This is a genomic window from Streptomyces sp. NBC_01669 (assembly GCF_026339735.1).
GTDB lineage: Bacteria > Actinomycetota > Actinomycetes > Streptomycetales > Streptomycetaceae > Streptomyces > Streptomyces yanii.
Window position 1 is genome coordinate 3,269,934 of record NZ_JAPEQG010000001.1, and the last position, 22,884, is coordinate 3,292,817.

Below are 22,884 nucleotides of genomic sequence, written 5' to 3' on the forward strand. Positions count from 1 at the left end.
CCACATTCCTACCCCGCCGTCGCCTGTCCCTCGGCTCCCCCGGCGCCCTCCCCGTACAGCGCCCGCGTGACCGCCTCGTGCGTCGCCCCGTGTTCCGTCAGCACATCGGCGACCACACCGGGTGTGACGGTGAACGCCAGCAGGATGTGTTCCTCGCCGATGAACCGGTCACCGCGCCCCACCGCCACTCGCAGGGACTTCTCCAGAATGGTCTTTGCACCCCGGGCGAAGGCAGGCCGCCCGGACCGTCCGCGGCGGCCCTTCCGGTCCGCGGCCAGGGCGCCCTCGCCGTGGGCGTCCTCGATCCGGGTGACGATCTCCGTCACATCGATGCCGATGTCGGCGAGTGCGTCCGTGTCGGCCTTGGTCAGCCCGCCTCGCCGACGGGCCTCGGCAAGCGCCGCCTCCACCGAGGCGCGACGGTCGGTCAGTCCGAGGGCCGCGACGGCGAAGGCGGCCCGGTTGCCCTGCTGGTCGAGCAGGGCGAGCAGCATGTGCTCCTCGGTGACGGAATCGGAACCGGTCTTCCTGGCCTGGTCCACGGCGCCGGTCACGACGGCGCGGGCACCGCTGGTGAATCGCTCGAACATCAATGCCTCCCGTACTTCTTGTGGACGGCCTGTCGGCTGACGCCCAGTTCGGCCGCGATCTCCTGCCACGACCAGCCCTGGACGCGGGCGCTTCTGACTTGTACGGCTTCGAGCTGCTCCAGCAGCCGCCGGAGGGCGGCGACGGCGCGCAACCCGACGCGCGGGTCGCGGTCGCCGGCGCGTGCGGCGAGATCCGTTGCTTCGGTCATGATGTCAACTTACGTTGACATGGAGCTCGTGTCAACCACGGTTGACGCGAGCCTCATCGGACTGCGCCACCGTGACAGCCCGCACGCTCCCCCGCAGACCTCCCTCCGCACCTCACCTCGCGCCTGCGCACCGCGGCGCCCGTCGACCGGTCAACGGGGACGCGCCACCGGCGCGCCGACGGCAGGAGCGGGACAGCAGAAGTGCGGGGTGCACACAGGTGAGCGAAGCGGGCGTCGACGGCCGGTCGCCGAGCGGCATGCCTGGAGCCGGTGCGGGGGCGGTGCGGCGAGGCGCGTCCGCGCCGGGTCGGGGCGGGGCGGGCGGAGGACGGGCTCGCGTTCACCCCGCACCCCGGCGGATGGTTCTCCGTGTACGTCGAGCCCGCCGCCCCGCGCGCCTTCACCCGTCTGTACGAGGACCCCAGCCTGCAACGCGCACCGGCCGGCCTGTGGCGGGTCGTCACCGAGAAGATGCAGGACCGGGCCGCCACCAACAACCGCTCGATGCAGGTCGCCACGGTTCGCCGGGCCCTCGACGCTCCGCGCAGGGCGAGGGCCCGGCCGTGCTCGTCGGCCGGCCGCGGAATGCCATGCGGCTGCGGATCCCCGGCCGGGAGCGTGTCGGCGGCGGGGGAGAGGAACCCGCCGCCGACACGGACGAAGCGACAACTGCCGCCATGCGGCTCCGACCGTACGCATGGCGGCAGATCTCAGCAGCAGACCCGACGGGTCATCACCGCTACGTCGGAGAGAAGCACCTCAGGATGTGGTGAGTACGATCTTTCCGAACTGGTCGCCCGAGGCGAGCCGCTCGAACCCCTCGCGGGCACGGTCCAGCGGCAGTACCTCGTCGATGACAGGCCGCACTCCGGTCGTCGCACAGAACGCCAGCAGGTCCTCCAGCTCGTCCTTGGACCCCATCGTCGAACCGACGACCTTCAGCTCCAGGAAGAAGATCCGGGTCAGCTCGGCGTGCGAGGGCCGGTCGCCGCTGGTCGCGCCGGAGATGACCAGGGTGCCACCGGGGCGCAGCGACTTCACCGAGTGGGACCAGGTGGCCGCGCCGACCGTCTCGATGACGGCATCGACGCGCTGCGGCAGCCTTGCGCAGGGCTCGTACGCCTCGATCGCCCCGAGCTCGACAGCCCTCTTGCGCTTGGCCTCGTCGCGGCTGGTGGCGTAGATCCGCAGCCCGGCAGCCTTGCCGAGGACGATCGCGGCGGTCGCGACACCACCGCCCGCGCCCTGGACGAGGACGGAGTCACCGGGCCGTACTCCGGCATTGGTGAAGAGCATCCGGTACGCGGTGAGCCAGGCGGTCGGCAGACAGGCGGCCTGCTCGAACGTGAGCTCCTTCGGCTTGGGCAGCACATTCCAGCTGGGGACGGTGACCTGTTCGGCGAAGGTGCCCTGGTAGCGCTCGGTGAGGATGGACCGCGGCTCGTTCGGGCCGACGCCGTGCCCGGTCTGGCCGATGACGGAGTGCAGGACGACCTCGTTGCCGTCCTCGTCGATCCCGGCTGCGTCGCAGCCGAGGATCATCGGCAGCTTGTCCTCGGCGAGGCCGACGCCACGGAGCGACCAGAGGTCGTGATGGTTGAGGGAAGCTGCCCGGACATTGACGGTGGTCCAGCCGGGGCGCGCCTCGGGGGCGGGGCGCTCGCCCAGCTCGAGGCCGGTGAGGGGCTGGTCGCGGTCGATGCGGGCTGCGTAGGCGGCGAACATGGCCCTGACACTAGGCGCGGGGCGGGTGCGACGGAACCGGCGGAGGGTGTGACGTGGCCCGCGTGGCCGTACCCAGGGCGCGGGGCATGATTCCGCCTCGCCTGCGTTCGAGGCGTGGGGGCCGGGGCCGAGCCCCGGTTCGGGAAGGGGCGGGGCGGGGGCGGAGGTCCGCCGCAGGCGTCCCGCACCCCCACCCCGCCCCCGGCTCACCTCAGCGCCGCGCCACACCCTCCGCGCGTGCCGCCGCGGCAACCGCGGCCGTCACCGCGGGAGCAACCCGCTCGTCGAACGGTGAGGGAATCACGTAGTCCGCCGCCAGCTCGGCCCCCACCACATCCGCCAGCGCAGTCGCCGCGGCGATCTTCATGCCCTCGGTGATGCGGGAAGCCCGCACCTGCAGCGCGCCGGCGAAGATGCCGGGGAAGGCCAGCACGTTGTTGATCTGGTTCGGGTAGTCCGACCGGCCCGTCGCCACGACCGCCGCGTACTTGTGCGCGATGTCGGGGTGGACCTCCGGGTCCGGGTTGGCCATGGCGAAGACGAACGCACCGGGCGCCATCGACGCGACCGCTGCCTCCGGCACCGTACCGCCGGAGACGCCGATGAAGACGTCCGCGCCGACCAGCGCGGTCTCCAGCGGACCGGAGATGCCGGCCTTGTTGGTGATCTCCGCGAGCTCACGCTTGACGTCCGTCAGGTCCTCGCGGTCCCGGCTGACGATCCCCTTGCGGTCGGCCACGGCGACGTCACCGAGCCCCGCCTCCAGCAGGAACTTGGCGATGGCCACGCCTGCCGCCCCCGCGCCGGAGATGACGCCGCGCAGGTCACCGAGGGTCCGCCCGGACAGCTTCGCGGCGTTGCGCAGCGCGGCCAGGGTCACCACGGCCGTACCGTGCTGGTCGTCGTGGAAGACCGGAATGTCGAGCCGCTCCTGCAGCTTGCGCTCGATCTCGAAGCAGCGGGGTGCCGAGATGTCCTCCAGATTCACCCCTCCGAAGGACGGCGCGAGCCGGACGACCGTCTCCACGATCTCGTCCGCATCGGTCGTCGCGAGCGCGATCGGCACCGCGTCGACCCCGCCGAACTGCTTGAAGAGGATCGCCTTGCCCTCCATCACCGGCAAAGACGCCTCCGGACCGATGTCTCCCAGCCCGAGCACCGCGGTGCCGTCCGTCACGACGGCGACGACCTGCGACTTCCAGGTGTAGTCGTGAACCAGCTCAGGATTCTCCGCGATGGCGCTGCACACCTTGGCAACGCCCGGCGTGTATGCGAGGGACAAGTCGTCCTTGTCACGCAGCGGGACAGTGGCCTGCACGGCCATCTTCCCTCCGCGGTGGAGCGCGAAGGCCGCGTCGAACGGCTCATCGGTCGCGCTGCCGGTACTGCTGTCAGTCGTGCTGTCGCTGCGAGGATTGACGATCTCCGCTGCCATGGTGTTGACCCCTTAAGTCTTCATTGTCTGAGGGTGGCCACTCCTGGTTGAGGAGGGGTGGGCGGGCACCGCCTACGTTCCCTGCACTGGGCGGTTGGCCCGCTCCGACAGGGGGAGGTACGTACGCGCGGGCGCGCCGCACACGCGCCCTGAGCCCCGGATGAGGGGTGTAAAGGTCTTTCTTACCGGACAGACCGCATCCCGGACGAGTCCAAACCGACGCGGTGACGTGCCTCATAGTCGAATACCTGGACAAGTCGACTAATCGACCAAATATCCGTCCACCAGTCGAGACGCGCCGGAGATTCTCCGGCCGGAAGAAGGAAACCCCATAGAAGGTCCGGCCTTGTGTACCGGCCTGTTGAGGTTCGGGGATCGCCCGTTACCCGATTTTGACATGACTGGCCCCCTGATTGGGCTAGTCCGAATGGCAAGATGCCGTAATCACACGAGGCGGCGACATCCGACGATGTGTGCCATACCGCCTGGCAACTCCACCCTCACCTGCCGGAGGAACCCGATCATGACCGCACGCACCACCCGTCGTACGACCGCGAAGTCCCGGATTGCAGCGGTCTGCGCCATCGCGGTCGCCGGCACCATGCTGCTGACCGCTTGTGGCGACCAGACCAAGGGCGGAACGAAGGCCTCCGAGTCGACGAAGAGCTCTTCCGGGGCGTCCTCCCCCGCCGACCTCCTGCCGCAGGACATCAAGGCCAAGGGCGTCATCACGGTCGGCTCGGACATCGCGTACCCGCCGGTCGAGTTCAAGGACAAGTCCGGCAAGGTCGTCGGCATCGACCCCGACCTCGGTGCCGCGCTGGGCAAGGAGCTCGGTGTGCGCTTCGAGTTCGAGAACGGCACGTTCGACACGCTGATCTCGGGCCTGCGCGCCAAGCGCTACCAGCTGGCGATGTCGGCCATGACCGACACCAAGGACCGCCAGGAAGGCATCGACTCCGAGACGAAGAAGAAGGTCGGCGAGGGCGTCGACTTCGTCGACTACTTCGCCGCCGGTGTCTCGATCTACACCAAGAAGGGTGACGACAAGGGCATCAAGACCTGGTCCGACCTCTGCGGCAAGAAGATCGCCGTGCAGCGCGGCACCGTCTCGCACGACCTCGCCAAGGCCGAGTCCAAGAAGTGCACGGGCGGCAAGACGATCGCGATCGAGTCGTACGACACGGACCTGGAGGCCCAGACCCGGCTGCGCAGCGGTGGCGTCGACGCCGTCTCCTCCGACTTCCCGGTGGCCGCGTACGCGGTGAAGACCTCGGGTGGCGGCAAGGACTTCCAGATCGTCGGCGAGCAGGTCGAAGCCGCTCCGTACGGCATCGCCATCGCCAAGGGCAACGACCAGCTCACCAAGGCCGTCCAGGCGGCCCTGGACGCGCTCATCAAGAACGGCGAGTACGGAAAGATCATCGCGAAGTGGGGCGTGGAGGCCGGCGCGGTCACCGAGGCCAAGATCAACGGCGGATCCTGACCGGGCACCGTGCTGAAAGGCTTCACCTGTGACTGACATCGAGAAGACGGGCCCGGCCGATGAGCCGCCCGTCCCCCCCACCCCGTCGGCCGGACCGGAGGCGATCAAGGCCATCCCGGTCCGGCACTACGGCCGGTACGTCTCGGCGGTCATCGCCATCGCCGCACTGGTCGCGATCATCTACGCCTTCTCCCAGGGCAAGATCAACTGGGGCGCCATCCCCGACTACTTCTTCGACAACCGGATCATCAAGGGCGTCGGCCAGACCCTGCTGCTGACCGCACTGTCGATGGTCATCGGCATCGTGGGCGGCATCCTGCTCGCGGTGATGCGGCTCTCCAAGAACCCGGTGACCTCGTCCATCGCGTGGTTCTACATCTGGTTCTTCCGCGGCACCCCGGTCCTGGTACAGCTGTTCGTCTGGTTCAACCTGGGTCTGGTCTTCGAGTACATCAACCTCGGGCCGATCTACAAGGACTACTGGTCGAGCTTCATGACGCCGCTGCTGACGGCGCTGCTCGGCCTGGGCCTCAACGAGGCCGCCTACATGGCGGAGATCTGCCGCGCCGGTCTGCTCTCGGTCGACGAGGGCCAGACGGAGGCGTCGCACGCGCTGGGCATGAGCCACGGCAAGACGCTGCGGCGCATCGTGATCCCGCAGGCGATGCGGGTGATCGTGCCGCCGACGGGCAACGAAGTCATCAACATGCTGAAGACGACGTCGCTCGTGTCCGCGGTGCAGTTCACCGAACTGTTCCGGTACGCCCAGGACATCGGATCGTCGTCCGGAGCCCCGGTGGAGATGTACTTCCTCGCCGCGGCCTGGTACCTGATCATGACGTCGGTGCTGACCGTGGGCCAGTTCTACCTGGAGCGGTACTACGCGCGCGGTTCGAGCCGCAGCCTGCCGCCGACCCCCATGCAGAAGATCCGGGCCAACCTGCTGTCCCTGGGACGCCCGTCGGGAGGCATGGCATGACCGCCATGGTGAAGGCCGAGGGCGTCCACAAGTCCTTCGGCGCCGCGCACATTCTCAAGGGCATCGACCTGGAGGTCGCCCCGCGGGAGGTCTTCTGCCTGATCGGCCCGTCCGGTTCCGGCAAGTCGACGTTCCTGCGGTGCATCAACCACCTGGAGCAGATCAACGCCGGCCGGCTCTATGTCGACGGGCAGCTGGTGGGCTACCGCCAGAAGGGCGACAAGCTCTACGAGCTCAAGGACAGCGAGGTCGCCCTGAAGCGCCGGGACATCGGCATGGTCTTCCAGCGCTTCAACCTCTTCCCGCACATGACGGCCATCGAGAACGTCATGGAGGCACCCGTCCAGGTCAAGGGCGAGGCGAAGGCCGTCGCCCGGGCCCGCGCGGAGCGGTTGCTGGACCGGGTCGGCCTGGGCGACAAGGCGAAGAACTACCCGTCGCAGCTCTCCGGCGGCCAGCAGCAGCGGGTGGCGATCGCCCGAGCCCTGGCCATGGAGCCGAAGCTGATGCTCTTCGACGAGCCGACGTCGGCGCTCGACCCGGAGCTGGTGGGCGACGTCCTCGACGTCATGCGCGGGCTCGCGGAGGACGGCATGACGATGGTCGTCGTGACCCATGAGATGGGCTTCGCCCGGGAGGTCGGCGATGCGCTGGTCTTCATGGACGACGGGGTGGTGGTCGAGTCGGGCCACCCGCGCGACGTACTGACGAACCCGCAGCACGACCGGACGAAGTCGTTCCTGTCGAAGGTGCTGTAGCGGTACGGGAGTGACACGAGGGCGGTACGGACTCCGGTCCGTACCGCCCTCTCCCGTGTCCGGCCCCGGGCTACTTCTTCGGCAGCAGCTCCGGACTCAGCATCAGCGTGCGCAGCTGGGCGCGGGTGAGCGGCGTGCTCTTCAGCAGAGGCCCCTGCGAGGTGTCGGCCGTGAAGCCGGTGCTGTCCCGGACGGCCAGCAGCCCGCCGTCCTTCAGGGTGAGCCGGGCCACGAGCTCGGGCCCCCAGTCCGGCGTACCTCCGTCGAGGTTCTTCATCGGGTCGCTCCAGATGGTCAGCACCCGGCCGTCCGGCAGTTCCTCGCGTACGCAGTCGGCCGGGCGCCGCTCCCCGTTGGTCGGCTTGCAGAGGTTCGCAGCGGGATCGAGTCCGCCGAACTTCTGGCCGACCTGCTTGCCATTCATGGCGCGGATGACGAGGTAGCCGACGCCTCCGTCCCTCCGGACGGCGTACTGCCCGTCCAGCGGCCCCACCGGGTGCTCCTTGGCCTGCTGCGGGGTCGCGTGCTTGATGATCACAGCGAGCGAGACCTGCTCGACCGCGCCCACGCCCTTGGGCAGCAGCTCGACGAGCTGCTTCGCCCGGCCGCTGTTGCCGGCCAGTTCGGCGGGCGCCGCCACCGAAGCCTGCTCCTCCTTCGGCTGCGCGGTCAGTCCCGGGACCGCGAGCGCCCCGGCCGTGACCACGCCGAACGCGGCTGCCGCGACCGTGGCCCGGCGTCGCCACCGCACCCGGGCGGCCTTCGCGTACACGCCTTCGGCGCTGATCACCGGCTGCCCCGCGTGCTCGGCGGCCCGCCCCAGCAGTTCCTTGACGTCGCTCATGCGTATTCCTCCACCATTTCGGCGCGCAGCGCCGCCAACCCCCGAGCCGTGTGGCTCTTGACCGTGTTCTCGCGCATCCCGAGCATGTCGGCCGTGGCCTCGACGCTCAGGTCCTCCCAGTACCGCAGCACCAGGACGGCCCGCTGCTTGGCCGAGAGCCGGGCGAGGGCCGCCCGTACCGCAAGACCGGTGTCCGTGTCGGGCGACTGGCCCGCGTGGTCCGGCAGTTCGCCGTACGCCTGCTCGCGCCGCCAGAACCGGCGACGGGCGGCGATGAAGGTGTTGACCAGCGTCTTGCGCGCGTACGCCTCGATGTTGTCCAGCCGCCCGTGCCGCCGCCCGCCGAGCACGACCTTCACCAGGGTCGACTGGACCAGGTCCTCGGCCTCGTGCCGGTCGCCGCAGAGCAGATAGGCACTGCGGAACAGTGCCGTACGTCTGCCCTCGACGAAGGCGTGCAGCGCGGCTTCGTCATCGATCCGCATCGTCGGCGCCCCCTCCCGGGTCCGCGGGTGCGGACCGTCTCACCCTTCCAGTGCGCCGGGGTGCGCGGCGGGTTGCAGCAGAGACGGAAAAAGTTCGGGGCGGCACGGACCGGAGTCCGTACCGCCCCGTGCGGCGCATGGTGCCGCTACTTGACGGCGAGCACCAGGGCGTCCGACGGGGAGGCCCAGACGGCCCGTGCCTCGCCGAAGCCCGCGGCGCGCAGAGTGTCCGCGTGCCACCGCACGGACGGCATGTCGCCGTCGGCGTGCTCGCCGTAGATCTTGTACCGTTCGGCGGTCGGGGCGGCGAGGACCGGGTCCTTGGCCGCGAGGGCCCACCAGTCCGCCCAGTCGAGGGCCCCCGCGGCCTTGGCACGGTCCATCCCGGCATGGCGGTGGGCGCGTTCGGCCGCGTTGATGCGGGGGGTGTCGGTGTCGATCATGTGATCGGCGTTCATGAACACCCCGCCGTCCCTGACGAGTCGGCCGAGCTGCCCGTAGAGCGTGGCGAGCGGTTCGCTGTGCAGCCAGTGCAGGGCGGTGGCGGTGAGGACGGCGTCGTACGTGTCGTACGGCAGCCGCTCGGCCCAGGCGGGGTCCTTGAGGTCGGCCGTGACAAAGGTGACGCGCTCGTCGCCGGCGAAGGAGCCGCGGGCGATGGCGAGCAGCGCCGGGTCGAGGTCGACGCCGGTGCTGGTGGCCTCGGGGAACCGCTTGAGGAGCCGGTCCGTAATACTTCCCGTACCGCACGCGAGGTCGAGCACCCTCGGTCGTGGCCCGACGAAGGCCTCGACCATGTCCAGCATCACCCGGAACCGTTCCTCGCGGTCGGGCATGTACCACTCCTGCTGCCGGTCCCAGCTCTGCTGCCAGGCCTGCCAGTCAGTGCCCGTCGATGTCTCCGTCACCCGAACCCCTCCACTACGTAATACCCTCGAAGCAGAAACGACCGTTACATCGGTCACCGTACCCAGACCTTAGACCGACCCCGTAAGGACTACAAGTGGAACTGGCCTATTACTCGGACTATGCGGTGCGCCTGGTCAACACCGAGGAGCCGGCCCGCAACAAGGACGTCCTCACCTCCGTCGAGGCGGTCCGCGATCTGTTCGGCGCCAACGGGCAGGCGGCGAGGCGCGCCACCGACGCGGACGTGACCCGCTTCCGGTCGGTACGGGCGCGGCTGCGCGCCGTTTTCGAGGCGGCCGACATCGGCGACGAGACGCTCGCCGTCGACCTGTTGAACTCGCTGCTGCTGGAGTTCCCGGTCAGCCCGCAGATCTCCGGCCACGACACCCGTGACGCGGACGGAAAACCGGACTGGCACATGCATCTGGCCGACCACCCCTCGAACGTGACGGCCGGCTACGCCGCCATCGCAGCGATGGGTCTCGCCTTCCACCTCACGTCGTACGGGGTGGACCGGCTCGGGCTCTGCGAGGCCGCGCCCTGCCGCAACGCGTACCTCGACACCTCGACCAACCGGTCCCGCCGCTACTGCTCGGACCGCTGCGCGACCCGCGCCAATGTGGCCGCCTACCGGGCCCGCAAGCGCCTGGAGACGGAGCGCGCCGCCGACACCGGCCGCAGCGCGGAGACCGCCCAGGCCAGCACCGCGCGGACCGAACGCTGATCCTTCCTCAGCGGCCGGTAGCGGGCCCGGACCCGGGCCAGCACCAGTTCTTCGGGCACCGTCCCGTAGTCCGTGCTGTCCCCGCCCGCGAACGTGTTGTCGGCCAGCACCCACCAGCCGCCCGTGCGGCGCTCGGTGGCCCGCTTGACGACCAACAGGTCCTGTTGGAAGGGGTGGCGCAGGACGACCACGTCACCGGGGCGCACCGGCGCTCCGTACTGCACGAGCAGCCAGTCCCCGTGGTACAGCGTGGGCACCATCGACGGCCCCGTCACCTCCACCACCTGGAAGGGCAGCCGCCCCGCCCTGCCCCGCACGGGCTCCTGCGCCAACTCCGGTACCTCCGGCATCTCCGGCACCTCCCCGGTCCGTTCCGTGCATTCGACCACTGGTCCCATATTCGCCCTGGACTTTTGGCCTAAGCCCATGGGGGCACCCACGAAAACACGTCCCTCACGGAGTAATGTCCCACCTGAGAAGACGATCACGAGGAAGGACAGCTCAATGCTTTCCCGCCTGTTTGCCCCCAAGGTGAAGGTCAGCGCCCACTGCGACCTGCCCTGCGGCGTGTACGACCCGGCCCAGGCCCGCATCGAGGCGGAGTCCGTCAAGGCCGTCCAGGAGAAGTACCAGGCCAACGAGGACCCGCACTTCCGGGCCCGCGCGGTGGTCATCAAGGAGCAGCGCGCCGAGCTTGCGAAGCACCACATCTCGGTGCTGTGGAGCGACTACTTCAAGCCCCCGCACTTCGAGAAGTACCCGGAGCTGCACCAGCTGGTCAACGACGCCCTCAAGGCGCTGTCGGCCGCGAAGGCCTCCACGGACCCGGCGACGGGCCAGAAGGCGCTGGACTACATCGCCGAGATCGACAAGATCTTCTGGGAGACCAAGAAGGCCTGATCTCTGGTTAGGCCGTCTGACCTGCGGTTTCGCTGGTCATGTCGGCTACCTGTCCGCACCCGGTCCGCAGGCCGCCGAGAACGGCATCCATCACGGACCGGGTGCGGTCTTCTTCTCCCGGCCACAGATGCGCGTAGATCCGCAGGGTGATGACGGCGGACGCGTGGCCGAGGACCAGCTGCACCTGCTTGACGCTCGCCCCGCCGGCGATCAGCGCGGAGGCGTAGAAGTGCCGCAGGTCGTGGGTCACCATGTGCGGCAGCTCGACGGGCTTGCGGCCCTCGCGCTCGGCCGCCTCGCTCTCCGCCGCTTGGAGCGCCTTGCGGGCGCAGTTCCATTCAGTCTTCCAGCGACGGTAGTTGAGGGGTTCGCCCTCCTCCATCGTGAACAGCCACTCTTTCGAGGGCCGTGCGGCGAGATGCGCTAGGAGCGCGTCGGTGACTACTTCGCCGACCGGGACCGTGCGCCGTGATTTGCCGGTCTTCGGCGGCCCTATCAGGCCGGATTGCAGCCGCTGCCGCTCGACGCGGATAGTGCCGCGCTTGAAGTCGACGTCCGAGACCTTGAGACCGAGCAACTCGCCTATACGCAAGCCCGATCCGGCGAGGACGACGATCGCCGAGCGGATGTACGGCGTCATGGCACCGGACATCGCTTCGACCTGAGCCACGGTGGGCGGCGTGATCTCGTCGTCCGGGATGGGCGGGAGGGTGATCCGCTTGCACGGCGTCACGGAGATGACCTTGTCCTCGACGGCGGCCGTCATGACGCGGACCAGGACCTCGTAGACGTTGCGTACGCTGCCGGGGCCGAGCTGCTCACACAGCTTCTTGAAAAGGGCCTGGATATGGCTGCGGCGCAGTGATGCCATCGCGTACGAGCCGAGCGCGGGTATGAGGTGGAGCCGCAGGGCGTTGTCGGTGATGCGCGCGCCCGCCTCGCCGACGATCTGCTCGGCCTCCCACTTCGTCGCGTACTTCTCGAAGGAGATCTTGCCTGCGCGCGGGTCCACGTACAGGCCGGTGACCATGCTGGTCGTGACCTCGTCGAGCCAGCGCTGGGCGTCGACCTTGCGCTCGAAGTGGCGAGCGTGCTCCTTGCCGCCGAGGTCGCGGTAGCGGGCCCGCCATTTGCCGTTGGGGCGCTTCTGAATGTTGGCCAAGTCGGGTCTCCTTGGGTTGGTTATCGGTAGTAGCCGCCGCCCTCGATGTACTCGGTGAGGGCGCGGGCATCGCGCTCGTCGCCCATAAGGCGGAGGCACTGCTCATGGATGGCGCGTGAGCTGTCGGGGTGGGCCTGGATGTGCCCGACCGCCGCGACGACGGCTTGGTGCAGGCGGTCCTGGGCATCTCGGGACTCGTAGAACGCCTCGACGGCTTCCTGGACGAGGCGCCGCCCGTCCATGTCGATGCCTTCGAGCGGCGGAGACATGAGCTCTTCGAGGGGGAGCTCGAAGACTCTGGCGAAGGCGAGGGCCTCATCGAGGTTGATGCGGCGACGCGGCTCGCCGTTCTCGATACGCCAGACCGCGGTCTGGTTCATCTTCACGCCGGCCTTGGTCACCCGCTCTGCCAGCTCGGTCGTGCTCCATCCCCGCACTTCGCGCTCCAGCGCCACGCGTTCGGCGACATTCCCCTCGCTATAGAGCAGCGGCACCTCCGCCCCGCCTGCCTTGTTGTCTGCCATCGCGTCTCCCATCACCCTCAGTCGCTATCCTAATTGAAACACGAGCTTCCCGGTTTGGAAAATCCGCGATCGTCGGGTACACCTTATGCAGATCAAATCGCCACCTAGTCGAATGGGAAACCGCATGGCGCAATACCTGACCACCGCCGAGGTCGCCGAGCGCTACCGCACGGCCGAGAGCACAGTCCGCTACTGGCGACAGATCGGGAAAGGCCCGCGCGGCATCAAGATCGGCAAGCGGGTGCTGTACCCCGTGGCCGAGCTGCTGAGCTACGAGCAGGCGCTGGCTCAGGGCCAGGACGAGTGGGGCACCGCCGCATGAGATGCCGACCTCAGCCCCTGACATGGCAACGGCCCCCGGCGAGCCAACGCCGAGGGCCTGAGATTCCCCACTTCGCCGCCCTTGCCTGAACGAACGAACCGGTGAGGGCCGGGCCTTGCCCGCCCGCCCCTCACCAGAGAGGAACGACAATGGAGGACTCTACGTCCCCCACGCCTTCGAACTCACTCCACAAAGCTGTCTGGCCACCGGTCGCGATCCCCGGCCAAACGGTCATTCCGGTTGCCGGTGCCCGCGACACAGACCGTAACGGTCCCGATCCGCATGTCAGCCGCCGTCTTCCGGTCCCCGTAGAAAGCGGGGACCGTCCTCGTGAACAACCCGGTCCCCAGACTCCCGAAGCTGAGCACCGGATATCCGGGGAAACGGAGAACACGCAGGACAGCGCCTTGGGGACCGGTCCCCGAGACGCCGGGACCACACTCGGGGACCGTATCCGGGAGGACTTCGGTGGGGACCGCAGCCCCCACAGCTCACCGGGGACCAACGCCCTCGCAGTGGGGACCCAGCCGACGGACTACGGGTCGGGGACCGAAAGCCACGAGACGACCGGCGACGGCGCCGCACTGCTGGAAGAACTGCGGACGGCGATCGGCCGATACGCGGTGCTGCCGAGTGAGGAAGCGCTGACGGCGGTCACCTTGTGGGTAGCGGCCTCCCACATCCAGCCCTCGCTGCAGCACGCGCCGCGTCTCGCGGTGGTGGGCCCGACCAAGGGGTGCGGCAAGTCCCGTGTCCTGGACGTGCTCCACGAGACCGTCCACCAGCCGATGATGACCGTGAACACCTCCCCGGCGGTGGTCTTCCGCGTCATCGGCAAGAACCCACCAACGCTGCTGGTGGACGAGGCCGACACAATCTTCGGCCCCAAGGCCGGCGACAAGGAGGACCTGCGCGGCCTGCTGAACGCCGGTCACCAGCGCAACCGGCCCGCCTGGCGCATCTCCGGGCCGGAGCACAAGCCGACGGCGTTTCCCACCTTCGCCATGGCAGCGCTCGCAGGGATCGGCGACCTGCCCGACACGATCATGGACCGCGCGGTCGTGCTGCGTATGCAGAAGCGTAAGCCGGGCGAGCGGATCACCCCGTTCCGCTCGCGGTACTCCGTGCCGGAATTGCACGCGGTGCGCGACCGGCTGGCCGCCTGGCTGACGCCGCTGCGCGAGGCTGCTGGTCGGCTGGTGCCGGAGATGCCGGTCGAGGACCGGGCGGCGGATACCTGGGAGCCGCTGGTCATCGTCGCCGACCTGGCAGGCGGCCACTGGCCCGCAAAGGCTCGTGCGGCCTGCTTGGCCATGACTCGACACGAGGCCGTCCAGGATGAGCAGACGACCCTGAAGACGCGGCTGCTGCGAGATATCCGCCGCATCTTCGAACAGGAGGGCAACAAGGAGGCTCTGCGCTCGCAGGATCTACTTGCCTCTCTCCTGACAGACGCTGAATCGCCGTGGCCGGACTACGGCATCAAGGGGCTGACCGCCTTCCACCTGTCGGCGCTACTGAAGGACTTCGGCATCGGCCCGGCGAACTACCGCTTCGAGCAGGGACGTCAGGCCAAGGCGTACGCCCGCAACCAGTTCCTCGACGCCTGGGCCCGCTACTGCCCCGCCCCCCCCCAGCCGGCCCCTGCAACCGGGCACGAGTTCGCGCCCGTACGTCCAGCCCAGGGCAAGCCGCCCGCCCCTCCGACCGGGTCGCTGCCCGTCGGCCCACTCGGCGGTACCGCAGGCCCCAAGCCCGCCCGCTGACCCACCCTCTGGGGCCGTCTCAGTCCGTCCCATCCGTCCCCGTGCAGGTCAGCGCGGGGACGGACTTCCTCGCCGGGACGGAGATGTCCGTACCTGCAGCGGAGTCCGTACCTGCCCTGACCAGCCATGGGACGGATGCGACGGACGTGACGAAGCCCTGCCCACATGCCACCGGAGCACCACGATGCACGACAACAACACGAATGACGCCTCCTCCCGCCACTGGAGGGGACTGTTCAGGCTGACCCATCGAACAGCAGCAAGCTGGAGCGAACGAGCCTCTAACGAGGCTTTGTCCGCGCTTGCCCCCGCCCCAGGGGTGGCGGAGGAAGAGGCCGGGCGCCAGGGGGCGCCCGAGCCTGGGGAAGAGATGGCCGAGCCCAGCGCCCCGCCCATCGCCGAGTCCGCTGCCCCGCACGCCGGTGCCGGACCGCCCGCTGAGCAGCCCTCATGGCGCGAGTCCGACGCCCCGGTGCTGCCCGCGCTGATGAACCGCAAGCGCACCGCCGAGAAGCGCGACCAGGTCAAGAACATCCGCTTCACCCCGACCGCTGTACGCACCATCAATGCCGAAGCCGCTCGGCGCGGCCAGCGCTTCGCCAGCTTCGTCGGCGATGCCGCACTCGCCGCAGCGCTCGGCAAAACGAGCATGGTGGGCAGTCCGGAAGACGATCCGATCCGCCCGCTGGTAGAAGCCACCGAGGCGCACATCAAGGCGTTGAACCGGATCGGCAACAACCTCAACCAGATCACCGAAGCCATCCATCGGGGCGCTGTTCCCGAACACGCTCATGCCGTATTGGACCGCGTCGATCAGGCGGTCCAGCACAGCTACCGGCTGATCGACAAGTTCGTGGCAGAGGAGGTCGCGCGTGGTGCCTGACGTCTCCACCGGCTCCGACACCCGTGGCCTGATCAACTACCTCTTCGGCAAGGGGCGGCGAGACGAGCACACCGACCCCCACATCGTCGCCGCCTGGGACATGGCCGGCGCACCTGACCCCGGCCGCGACCCCACCGCCACCTACACCCAGCTCGCCATGCGCCTGGACCACTTCGTCGATCTGCGCACCCGCGAACTGGGCGGCAAGAAGCCGCCAAAGCACGTGTGGCACTGCCCGGTACGCACCGCACCCGGCGACCGCTACCTGACCGACGCCGAATGGGCCGAGGTCGCCCGGCGCATCGTGGCCGCGACGGGCGTCGCACCCGAGGGGGACGAGAAGGCATGCCGTTGGATCGCGGTGCGCCACGCCGACGATCACATTCACATCATGGCAACCACCGTCCGCGCCGACGGACGCCGCCCCCGCACCCACCGCGACGGACAGCGGGCCCAAGCCGAGTGCCGCAAGATCGAAGCCGAGTTCGGGCTGCGCCGCCTGAAGTCCGGCGACCTCACCGCTCCGCGCACGCCCACCGGCGCCGAACGTGCCAAGGCCGACCGCCAGGGCCAGACGGTCACAGCGCGGCAGTGGTTGCGCGAGCAGGCGTACACGGTCGCCGCCGCCGTACTCACCGAAGCCGACTACTTCACCGTGCTGCAGTCACTGGGCATCAAGGTCAAGACCCGCCTCGGCCCCGAGACCGGTGACGTGATCGGTTACAGCCTCGCTGCACCTGGCGACGCCAACTCAGCCGACGAGCCCGTCTGGTACGGCGGCTCGAAACTCGCCCCCGACCTGTCCATCAACCGCCTGCGCGAACGGCTAGCCACCCAGGAAGTGGCCGACCACTCAGAGCACGTGGCGGACCCCAATACGCCATGGTGGTGCGTCGAGAACTCCCTCAATACGGCGAGCGCCATCCTTGGCTCGGACGACGACGCCGCGGCCCAGGGCCACCTGGATGCCTTCGGCGACGTCCTGCACAACATGGCTCGTGCCACACCCGGCCGACACAAGCACGATCTGACGGCGGCAGCCGGGGCGTTCGACCGGGCGCGCCGCTCAACGATCCGGGCCGACCACCAGGCCGCCACCGTGTTGCGACAGGCAGCCAAGGAACTCGCCCATGCCTCCAGCGAGCCGGGCGGACTCGCGATAGCCGTGCTCTTCGCGGCCCTGCACTTGACCCGCGCCGCTGCCAAGTGGCACGAGCAACGCGGCCACGAGCAGCAGGCGGCAGCAGCCGAGGAAGCGTTCCGCCACCTCCAGGCGGGCTACCAGCAGGCCGCCGCACCGGTCTTGGCGGACCTCGCCCGCCGCGCTCCACGCGCCACAACCGCCAACCGTTTCGAGCAGGACCTTCGCGCGGTCCTTCCCGACCACGCCGACCGCGTCCTCGCCGACCCCTCGTGGGCCGCCCTGACAACGACCCTCGCCCGCGCCGAGACTGCCGGCCACAACCCCCGGCACCTCCTGGCCACGGTCGGCGCCCAGCGGGAACTCGGCAGTGCCGAGCGCCCAGCCGAGGTTCTCAACTGGCGCATCACCGCTCAACCGAACAGGCGGGCTCAAGCGGCTCGCAGGCGAAGCACCGTCAGCGGCACATCGTCCATGTCCGCCACGCCGTACCCATCGGCCACTCCAGTAGCCATGAGGCCCGGAGAGCCCGGTCGGCACCGCTGACCCCGGTCAGATGCCCTCGCCACGCGTCGTGGCGGGGGCATCGGCCCTTCTGCCCCGGATTCGCGTCAGGCTGCTTCGGTTTCGCTCGGAGCAGCAGGTGCAGCAGTCCGCACAGCGAGCAGCCGCCCTGCCCACGCCCGGGCCTCGGCCAAGTGTTCAGCCTGGAGTCCGGCACGGGGGTCAGGTTGGATCAGGAGGGTCGCCGCGCCACGGGCGGTGCGCTCTGCGGCCCAGGAGTGGTCGAGGCTGGTGAAGTCGTCGTCGATCCACACAGCGGGGGCGTCGCCCAGCCAGGCGTCGACGTGGTCGCGCTTCCACAGGTATCCGTTGGGGTGGCTGGTGGTGATCTGGGGACGCGGCAGGTCGACGTGCGGCAGAGGCGGGAGGTCGAGGAGCGGACCGATCAGGGTGGTGGCGTCCTGCCGCCAGCTGGTGCACCAGACCGGCGTGACCAGACCCGTACTGATCACGTCCATGAGCATGGGGCCGTGGGCGGGGTTGAGCCAGATGGTGACCGGGTCGTCGGCGCTGCGGCCGGTGGGGACGACGTCGTAGCGGGCGTGGGTGGCCGGGGTCGAGCCGTCCGCGTCGGGGAAGGGTATGAGGATGCCGTCGATGTCGAGGAGCAGGTAGGGCGGGCGCATCGGTTCCTCCAGGGGAAGCCGGGGCGAATGGCTGTCAGAGCTTGCGAGCGCGGATCAGCAGGGTGGTGGGCCAGTGGCCCATGCGGGCGTCGTAGAACTCCTGAGCCGACGTGAGCCAGAAACCCGCCTGGCTGAGGTGCTTCTCCCACCGGTCGGTGGAGAACTCCCAGCGGGCGATGGGGAGCCGGTTGCGGTCGGGAAGAGTGACGTAGTCGCGGCGGGGCCGGTCGTCGCCGGAGGGGCTTCGGCCTCCGCGCTGCGGGTGGGGGATGGAGAAGGCGAGCATCCGACCGGGCTTGAGGTGCGCCGCGATGGCCAGCAGCAGGAGCTCGGGCGCGACGAGCCCGACGGCGCCGAAGACGGAGTAAATCGCGTCGAACTGCTCGTCGGAGGCTTGGAGGTAGTGCAGGGCGTGGCCGGCGACGAAGGTGAGGCTGTTGAGCCTTCCGTAGTGGGAGCGGGCGCGGCGGACCTGGAGTCCGACGAGGTCGATGCCAGTGACGTGGGCGCCGTGGCGGGTGGCGAGGTGGGCGGCGTTGTGGCCGGGGCCGCAGCCGAGTTCCACCACCCGCTTGCCGCGCAGGTCCGCGCCGAGGATCTCGGCTCCGGGTCCTTGGCCGGGCCGGGTGGTCCACTCCATCCGCGCAGGCACGGACAGCGGTTCGGCGAGTCCGACGGCGGTGCGCTGGACGGCGTGGACGTGCCACGGGGATGCCTGGGCGAGCACGTCAGATCTCCAGGAGGTGGAGCACATCAGTGAGGTGACGGCGGACGGCCTTGATGTAGGCGGGGTCGGTGGCCGGGTCGTTGATCCAGCGGATGGACTGCTCCATGAACCACTCGACGGCCCACATGCGGTGCCAGCCCAGGGCCCAGTTCTCGGCGGTGAGCCCGCCGCGCTTGGCGAGGGCGTCGGGGGTGCCGCCGGCGGTCACGTACTGCTCCAGGAAGACGCGTAGGCGCAGGGGGTGCGGGGGTTCGATGGTGCCGTGCCAGCTGGCGAGGTCGAGCAGGCCGGGGCCGGTGAAGGCGCGGGCGAAGTCCAGCAGCCGCCAGCCCTGCTGCCCAATGTGGAGGCTGGTGGGATGGAACTCGGAGTGCACCCAGCCGAACGGTGCCATCGTCGCTCCGGCCGAGCGGGCCTCGGCGGCCTGGGCGATCCGGTCGAGCGCGTCCTCGACGTCGTCGGCGTCCTGCCACCGGTCGGCCTTGCGCAGCCGTTCGAGATGTTCCAGCGCCCGGGCCGGCAGCGTGCGCAGCCGCTCCTGGTCGAGGACGGGCAAGGACGGAGCCGTACGGGTGCCGTGCAGGACCAGGGCCGCGGCGACGCCGTCCAGGTCATCGGCCTCGCGGACACACGGCCCGAGGTCCTCCATGAGCATCCCGAGCCAACCGTCCAGAACAGCGGAGGCGTGGACCTGGGGGACAGGAACGCCAAGGGTGTGGGCCAGGCGGAGGGCCTGGTCCTCGCTGTCGAAGGGCTTCTTGGCGTACTTGAAGATGGCCATGGAACCGTCGGGGAACGTCACGCGCTCGACTCCGGACATGGACCACACGCGCACCTCCTCCCGTACGGCGGTGGCCTGGCCGGCCACGGTGAGCAGGTTGTCGAGGAGTTCGGCGCTGGGGTTCGAGGTCACGTGAGGGCTCCGGGGGATGGTGGCGTCCAGGGCGGGCGAGAGATGCCGGCCCGCCCCGGAGCCTGATCGGGTGGGGTTACGCGGCGGGGTTCACGCGGTGGGCGTAGACCTGCTCGATCCAGCCCGCCTTGAACGCGACAAGGTCATCGCGGAACTTGGCCATCGAGGCACCGTAGGGCGCGACCACGCCGCCGGACTGGTCCGGCACGGACTGGCAGCCGTGCACGAGCCGGCCGCCGAGCGCCGTGTGGGCCTTGATGGACTCGATCCGGCGGTGCTCGTTGAACCAGCCACCGTGGTAGACCTCGTCGAGCATCCCGCCCATCTCGTCGTCCAGGTCGAAGACGACGGAGGTGGCGGCAGGGAAGAACCAGCACGGGCCGACGTTGGAGATGTGCCCGTCCAGCTCCACCTTGTTGAGCGCCATCAGCGTGGCCGCCTCGCGCAGCATGCGCAGGTGGTCGGCGGTGATCTGCGGCAGGCCGAGACCGGCCAGGTGCTCGTCCCGGAAGAGGTACGCGTACACCTCGTACGCGGTGGTCAGCACGCAGGCCGCGTCCGACGTGGACTCGGCGAGGTCCTTGATGAAGTCCAGCGCGAGCTGCTCGACCGCGCTCTCGGTCGTCTCCTCCACGTCCAGGAGCTGGGCCTTGACCAGATCCCAGTCGGCAACGAGCCACGTGTTCGACTCGAAACGGAAGAAGTACTCGGCCGGGTCGATGGTGATGCGCCGGCCGTCGACCTGGATGCCGGGCAGGCGGTTCCAGCGCGGGTCGAACGCCTGGGGCAGTTCGACCGTGATGGCCGTGGTGTCGATGGTGGTCACCGTGTCTCCGACTCTGTTCGGCCGGGTCCGGACATAGAACTGCCCGAACCCGGTGTGGGTGTACGGAACTTCGGAGTGCCGCCCGGACCAAGGGGGAGCCTGGATCACGGTCGCGCCGTTCCGGGCGGCTGCTGACAAGTGAACAGGTGGTCACGCTCAGTGGGTACGGTGGAGGGCAGTTGAAGCGGTATACGCGGTTTACAGCTCCGGAGTGGAGGCGATCGTGGCGGCGCAGAGAGAACCCAATTCCTGCCTGCGCGATGCCGTCGACGCGGTCGGCTGCACCTACGAGGCTCTCGCCAGGGACGTGCGGCGCATCGCCGCCGAGAACGGCGAGATCCTCCAGACCAACAAGTCGGCCATCTCCCACTGGGTGAACGGCACCCGCGCGCCGTCCGGGCAAGTGGGCCAGTACCTCGCCGAGTCGCTGTCCCGCCGAGCGGGACGCACGATCACCCAGACCGAGATCGGCCTCCGCGCAGCCGACGCCGAAGAGCCGGCGGAATCTGATCCCGTTCTCGCCGTCACCGACCTCGGACGCGCCGACGTCGAGCGCCGCCGCTTCCTCGCCATCGCGGTCTTCACTACAGCCGGCGTCGCGATGCCGCTCGGCTACGACCACGAGGCCACCGCCCGAATGCTCCGTGCCCGTACCGGCGCATCCTTGATCGGCGTGGAGGACGTGGACGTCGTACGACAGATCACCACGGCCTTCAGCGCCGCAGACGAGCGCCTCGGCGGCGGTCACGGCCTAACCACCGTCACCGCCTACCTCGCCGACACCGCCGCACCCATGCTGCGCGGACGTTTTCCCAGCGAAGCCTTACGCCGGGCAGCCTTCGGCGCGGTCGCCGAACTCGCTTACCTCGCAGGATGGAAGCACCACGACCTCGGCCAGGAGGGTGCCGCCCAGCGCTACTACCAGGTCGGCTACCAGCTCGCCTGCGAAGCCGACCCCCATGGCCACGCAGCCTGGATGATGCGCGCCCTCGCCCACCAGGCCCTCAGCCTCAAGCAGCCCCACCACTGCATCGATCTCGCTGAAACCGCCCTCGCCCGAGGCGCCGACCAAATCGACGGCCAGACCGAAGCCCTCCTCCACATCACCCACGCCCGCGCCTACGCGGCCGTCAACGAGCACCCCTTGGCCGCACGTGCCCTACTCGCCGCCGAAGACGCGCTCCTACGTGACGACGCCCCCCAACCCAGCTACTCCCGCGTCAGCGGCCCCGCTGCTGGCACCGTGGCCAGTCACACCGCCCGCACCCTGACCGACCTCGCCGACCACGTCGGCACCGAGCAGCAGCACCGGGACGCCCTCACCCGCTGGGACCCCGAGAAGTACAAGCGCGTCCACGCCCTCACCCACGCCGACCTCGGCGACAGCCTCGCCGCCCAGGCCCGCGCCGACGAAGCCGTCGCCGCCTGGACCCAAGCCCTCGTCCTCATGGAAGGCATGACCTCCGACCGCACCCGCAAGGCGATCACCTCGATCCGCTCCACGCTCGCGGTCTACCAGCGGCGCAAAGTGCCCGGCGCCGCAGATCTCGCCCGCCGCGCCCGCGAAGCCCTCGCCTAACATGCCCGACAACCCCGTCCGACGAAGGGAACCCCGTGACCCAGCAGACCGACGACCAGCCGAAGGCCCTCAAGCCGGCGCTCGAATCGATGACCCTGCTGGTCGCCGCGGTCATCGTCCACGACAAGGCCACCAACCGCGTCGTCCTCCTCCAGCGCAGTGAGAACGCCAAGTTCGCCCAGGGCATGTGGGACCTGCCGGTCGGCAAGAGCGAACCCGGCGAGCCCATCACCGAGACCGCAGTCCGTGAGCTCTACGAAGAGACCGGCCTCACAGTGAAGCCCGGGTCCCTCAAGGTCGCCCACATCATCCACGGAGCCTGGGGCGTCGAAGCCCCCAACGGCTTCCTCACCGTCGTCTTCGCCACCCACGAATGGGCCGGTGAACCCGAGAACCGCGAACCCCGCAAGCACGCCCAGGTCCGCTGGGTCGACGCAGACGCAATTCCCGAGAACTTCGTAGACACCACCTCAAGCGCCCTAAACCGATACCTCGCGGGCGGCACACAGATCTCCCTTGCCGGCTGGCGATAAAGTCCCAGAGGCCGAGGAAGCGACGGGGTCGTCCAGGAGCCAGCTGATGTGGTCGGTGCTTCGACTCGCGGTAACTGCCGCCCTATTGATGGCCCAGCGCTCGCGCCGCCGGCGATGAGAGCGGAGACGTAGAAGTGCCGCAAGTCGTGGGTCACCATGTGCCGCAGTTCGACGGGCTTGCGGCCCTTGCGCTCGGCTGCCTCGTTCTCCGCCTGCTGGCGCGCATTGCGTGCGCCCTTTTCCGGCCTGTGTGAGGGCCTCCTCGCCTGCTCGC

General features: G+C 69.4%; 25 protein-coding genes and 1 pseudogene. 11 read left to right on the top strand and 15 right to left on the bottom strand.

Annotation, left to right across the window (positions count from 1 at the left end; translation table 11 throughout):
• Positions 1-8 precede the first annotated feature (8 nt).
• The 4 genes from OG972_RS14255 to OG972_RS14270 all read right to left on the bottom strand — a co-directional run bounded on the left by OG972_RS14255 (position 9) and on the right by OG972_RS14270 (position 3,959).
• Positions 9-590 carry a Clp protease N-terminal domain-containing protein gene (locus OG972_RS14255; protein WP_266981585.1) on the bottom strand — a complete coding sequence of 194 codons (582 nt, stop codon included), beginning with the start codon at positions 588-590 and terminating at the stop codon, positions 9-11.
• The gene (locus OG972_RS14260) at positions 590-799 is read right to left on the bottom strand and encodes a sigma factor-like helix-turn-helix DNA-binding protein (protein ID WP_014154112.1); all 210 of its coding nucleotides are present in this window, start codon (positions 797-799) and stop codon (positions 590-592) included. The genes OG972_RS14255 and OG972_RS14260 overlap by 1 nt, the downstream gene beginning before the upstream one ends.
• A gap of 759 nt (positions 800-1,558) precedes the next feature.
• A complete protein-coding gene (locus OG972_RS14265; protein ID WP_266981586.1) occupies positions 1,559-2,524 on the bottom strand; it encodes a zinc-binding dehydrogenase in 966 nt (321 codons plus the stop codon).
• 211 nt (positions 2,525-2,735) lie between these two features.
• Positions 2,736-3,959: an NADP-dependent malic enzyme gene (locus OG972_RS14270; protein ID WP_266981588.1), complete on the bottom strand. Its 1,224-nt coding sequence runs from the start codon at positions 3,957-3,959 to the stop codon at positions 2,736-2,738.
• A gap of 523 nt (positions 3,960-4,482) precedes the next feature.
• Between OG972_RS14270 and OG972_RS14275 the strand changes: the two genes are divergently transcribed.
• Genes OG972_RS14275 through OG972_RS14285 form a run of 3 tightly spaced genes read left to right on the top strand, consistent with a single transcriptional unit; the run spans position 4,483 to position 7,182 of the window.
• Positions 4,483-5,445 carry an ABC transporter substrate-binding protein gene (locus OG972_RS14275; protein WP_266981590.1) on the top strand — a complete coding sequence of 321 codons (963 nt, stop codon included), beginning with the start codon at positions 4,483-4,485 and terminating at the stop codon, positions 5,443-5,445.
• Positions 5,446-5,473: 28 nt separating this feature from the next.
• A complete protein-coding gene (locus OG972_RS14280) occupies positions 5,474-6,424 on the top strand; it encodes an amino acid ABC transporter permease (protein ID WP_266981592.1) in 951 nt (316 codons plus the stop codon).
• Positions 6,421-7,182, top strand: coding sequence for an amino acid ABC transporter ATP-binding protein (locus OG972_RS14285; protein WP_323135868.1), 762 nt, complete (start codon positions 6,421-6,423; stop codon positions 7,180-7,182). Before OG972_RS14280 ends, OG972_RS14285 begins: the two co-directional genes overlap by 4 nt.
• Before the next feature lie 70 nt (positions 7,183-7,252).
• On the opposite strand, the gene OG972_RS14290 is transcribed toward OG972_RS14285, so the two are convergent.
• The 3 genes from OG972_RS14290 to OG972_RS14300 all read right to left on the bottom strand — a co-directional run bounded on the left by OG972_RS14290 (position 7,253) and on the right by OG972_RS14300 (position 9,419).
• Positions 7,253-8,026 (bottom strand): hypothetical protein, encoded by a 774-nt coding sequence (locus OG972_RS14290; RefSeq protein ID WP_266981594.1) that lies wholly within the window; start codon positions 8,024-8,026, stop codon positions 7,253-7,255.
• Positions 8,023-8,511 (bottom strand): SigE family RNA polymerase sigma factor, encoded by a 489-nt coding sequence (locus OG972_RS14295; protein WP_266981596.1) that lies wholly within the window; start codon positions 8,509-8,511, stop codon positions 8,023-8,025. Before OG972_RS14295 ends, OG972_RS14290 begins: the two co-directional genes overlap by 4 nt.
• A 146-nt stretch (positions 8,512-8,657) precedes the next feature.
• The gene (locus OG972_RS14300) at positions 8,658-9,419 is read right to left on the bottom strand and encodes a trans-aconitate 2-methyltransferase (protein ID WP_266981598.1); all 762 of its coding nucleotides are present in this window, start codon (positions 9,417-9,419) and stop codon (positions 8,658-8,660) included.
• Between the two features lie 95 nt (positions 9,420-9,514).
• Here OG972_RS14300 and OG972_RS14305 point away from each other — a divergent pair, with 95 nt between their 5' ends.
• Positions 9,515-10,144, top strand: coding sequence for a CGNR zinc finger domain-containing protein (locus OG972_RS14305; protein ID WP_266981600.1), 630 nt, complete (start codon positions 9,515-9,517; stop codon positions 10,142-10,144).
• Here OG972_RS14305 and sodX read toward each other — a convergent pair.
• Positions 10,048-10,494 (bottom strand): nickel-type superoxide dismutase maturation protease, encoded by a 447-nt coding sequence (gene sodX, locus OG972_RS14310; protein ID WP_266981602.1) that lies wholly within the window; start codon positions 10,492-10,494, stop codon positions 10,048-10,050. The two genes, OG972_RS14305 and sodX, sit on opposite strands and share 97 nt — an antisense overlap.
• A 154-nt stretch (positions 10,495-10,648) precedes the next feature.
• Between sodX and sodN the strand changes: the two genes are divergently transcribed.
• Entirely contained in the window at positions 10,649-11,044 is a 396-nt protein-coding gene (gene sodN, locus OG972_RS14315) for a superoxide dismutase, Ni (RefSeq protein WP_266981604.1), read from the top strand.
• 7 nt (positions 11,045-11,051) lie between these two features.
• Here sodN and OG972_RS14320 read toward each other — a convergent pair whose 3' ends face one another.
• Positions 11,052-12,206, bottom strand: a complete 1,155-nt coding sequence (locus OG972_RS14320) for a site-specific integrase (RefSeq protein WP_266981606.1) — start codon at positions 12,204-12,206, stop codon at positions 11,052-11,054.
• 20 nt (positions 12,207-12,226) lie between these two features.
• Entirely contained in the window at positions 12,227-12,730 is a 504-nt protein-coding gene (locus OG972_RS14325; protein ID WP_266981608.1) for a helix-turn-helix transcriptional regulator, read from the bottom strand.
• A gap of 124 nt (positions 12,731-12,854) precedes the next feature.
• On the opposite strand from OG972_RS14325, the gene OG972_RS14330 reads away from it, so the two are divergent.
• The 4 genes from OG972_RS14330 (at position 12,855) to OG972_RS14345 (ending at position 17,388) form a co-directional block, all read left to right on the top strand.
• Positions 12,855-13,052 carry an AlpA family transcriptional regulator gene (locus tag OG972_RS14330; RefSeq protein WP_266981610.1) on the top strand — a complete coding sequence of 66 codons (198 nt, stop codon included), beginning with the start codon at positions 12,855-12,857 and terminating at the stop codon, positions 13,050-13,052.
• Between the two features lie 515 nt (positions 13,053-13,567).
• Positions 13,568-14,818 (top strand): DUF3631 domain-containing protein, encoded by a 1,251-nt coding sequence (locus OG972_RS14335; RefSeq protein ID WP_266990476.1) that lies wholly within the window; start codon positions 13,568-13,570, stop codon positions 14,816-14,818.
• A gap of 319 nt (positions 14,819-15,137) precedes the next feature.
• Positions 15,138-15,701, top strand: a complete 564-nt coding sequence (gene mobC / locus OG972_RS14340; protein WP_266990477.1) for a plasmid mobilization relaxosome protein MobC — start codon at positions 15,138-15,140, stop codon at positions 15,699-15,701.
• Complete coding sequence (locus OG972_RS14345; RefSeq protein ID WP_266981612.1) at positions 15,691-17,388, top strand: mobilization protein; 1,698 nt, start codon at positions 15,691-15,693, stop codon at positions 17,386-17,388. The genes mobC and OG972_RS14345 overlap by 11 nt, the downstream gene beginning before the upstream one ends.
• Positions 17,389-17,453: 65 nt before the next feature.
• Here OG972_RS14345 and OG972_RS14350 read toward each other — a convergent pair whose 3' ends face one another.
• The 4 genes from OG972_RS14350 to OG972_RS14365 all read right to left on the bottom strand — a co-directional run bounded on the left by OG972_RS14350 (position 17,454) and on the right by OG972_RS14365 (position 20,498).
• Positions 17,454-18,032 carry an HAD domain-containing protein gene (locus OG972_RS14350; protein ID WP_266981614.1) on the bottom strand — a complete coding sequence of 193 codons (579 nt, stop codon included), beginning with the start codon at positions 18,030-18,032 and terminating at the stop codon, positions 17,454-17,456.
• A 34-nt stretch (positions 18,033-18,066) separates the two neighbouring features.
• Positions 18,067-18,759, bottom strand: a complete 693-nt coding sequence (locus OG972_RS14355; protein ID WP_266981616.1) for a class I SAM-dependent methyltransferase — start codon at positions 18,757-18,759, stop codon at positions 18,067-18,069.
• 1 nt (position 18,760) lies between these two features.
• A complete protein-coding gene (locus OG972_RS14360; RefSeq protein ID WP_266981618.1) occupies positions 18,761-19,672 on the bottom strand; it encodes a phosphotransferase family protein in 912 nt (303 codons plus the stop codon).
• 76 nt (positions 19,673-19,748) lie between these two features.
• Positions 19,749-20,498, bottom strand: a complete 750-nt coding sequence (locus OG972_RS14365) for a hypothetical protein (protein ID WP_266981620.1) — start codon at positions 20,496-20,498, stop codon at positions 19,749-19,751.
• Positions 20,499-20,721: 223 nt separating this feature from the next.
• Between OG972_RS14365 and OG972_RS14370 the strand changes: the two genes are divergently transcribed.
• A complete protein-coding gene (locus OG972_RS14370) occupies positions 20,722-22,077 on the top strand; it encodes a tetratricopeptide repeat protein (RefSeq protein WP_266981622.1) in 1,356 nt (451 codons plus the stop codon).
• Between the two features lie 35 nt (positions 22,078-22,112).
• Positions 22,113-22,610, top strand: coding sequence for an NUDIX domain-containing protein (locus tag OG972_RS14375; RefSeq protein WP_266981624.1), 498 nt, complete (start codon positions 22,113-22,115; stop codon positions 22,608-22,610).
• A 98-nt stretch (positions 22,611-22,708) separates the two neighbouring features.
• On the opposite strand, the pseudogene OG972_RS49245 reads toward OG972_RS14375, so the two are convergent.
• Positions 22,709-22,828: pseudogene (locus OG972_RS49245) on the bottom strand (site-specific integrase); the annotation flags it as partial.
• Between the last annotated feature and the right edge of the window lie 56 nt (positions 22,829-22,884).

What these genes read in the sequence shown, in the direction of transcription:
- OG972_RS14255 (WP_266981585.1), bottom strand. Translation starts at nt 590, where the DNA reads ATGTTCGAGCGATTCACCAGCGGTGCCCGCGCCGTCGTGACCGGCGCC.
- OG972_RS14260 (WP_014154112.1), bottom strand. Translation starts at nt 799, where the DNA reads ATGACCGAAGCAACGGATCTCGCCGCACGCGCCGGCGACCGCGACCCG.
- OG972_RS14265 (WP_266981586.1), bottom strand. Translation starts at nt 2,524, where the DNA reads ATGTTCGCCGCCTACGCAGCCCGCATCGACCGCGACCAGCCCCTCACC.
- OG972_RS14270 (WP_266981588.1), bottom strand. Translation starts at nt 3,959, where the DNA reads ATGGCAGCGGAGATCGTCAATCCTCGCAGCGACAGCACGACTGACAGC.
- OG972_RS14275 (WP_266981590.1), top strand. Translation starts at nt 4,483, where the DNA reads ATGACCGCACGCACCACCCGTCGTACGACCGCGAAGTCCCGGATTGCA.
- OG972_RS14285 (WP_323135868.1), top strand. Translation starts at nt 6,421, where the DNA reads ATGACCGCCATGGTGAAGGCCGAGGGCGTCCACAAGTCCTTCGGCGCC.
- OG972_RS14290 (WP_266981594.1), bottom strand. Translation starts at nt 8,026, where the DNA reads ATGAGCGACGTCAAGGAACTGCTGGGGCGGGCCGCCGAGCACGCGGGG.
- OG972_RS14295 (WP_266981596.1), bottom strand. Translation starts at nt 8,511, where the DNA reads ATGCGGATCGATGACGAAGCCGCGCTGCACGCCTTCGTCGAGGGCAGA.
- sodX (WP_266981602.1), bottom strand. Translation starts at nt 10,494, where the DNA reads ATGCCGGAGGTACCGGAGTTGGCGCAGGAGCCCGTGCGGGGCAGGGCG.
- sodN (WP_266981604.1), top strand. Translation starts at nt 10,649, where the DNA reads ATGCTTTCCCGCCTGTTTGCCCCCAAGGTGAAGGTCAGCGCCCACTGC.
- OG972_RS14325 (WP_266981608.1), bottom strand. Translation starts at nt 12,730, where the DNA reads ATGGCAGACAACAAGGCAGGCGGGGCGGAGGTGCCGCTGCTCTATAGC.
- OG972_RS14330 (WP_266981610.1), top strand. Translation starts at nt 12,855, where the DNA reads ATGGCGCAATACCTGACCACCGCCGAGGTCGCCGAGCGCTACCGCACG.
- OG972_RS14350 (WP_266981614.1), bottom strand. Translation starts at nt 18,032, where the DNA reads ATGCGCCCGCCCTACCTGCTCCTCGACATCGACGGCATCCTCATACCC.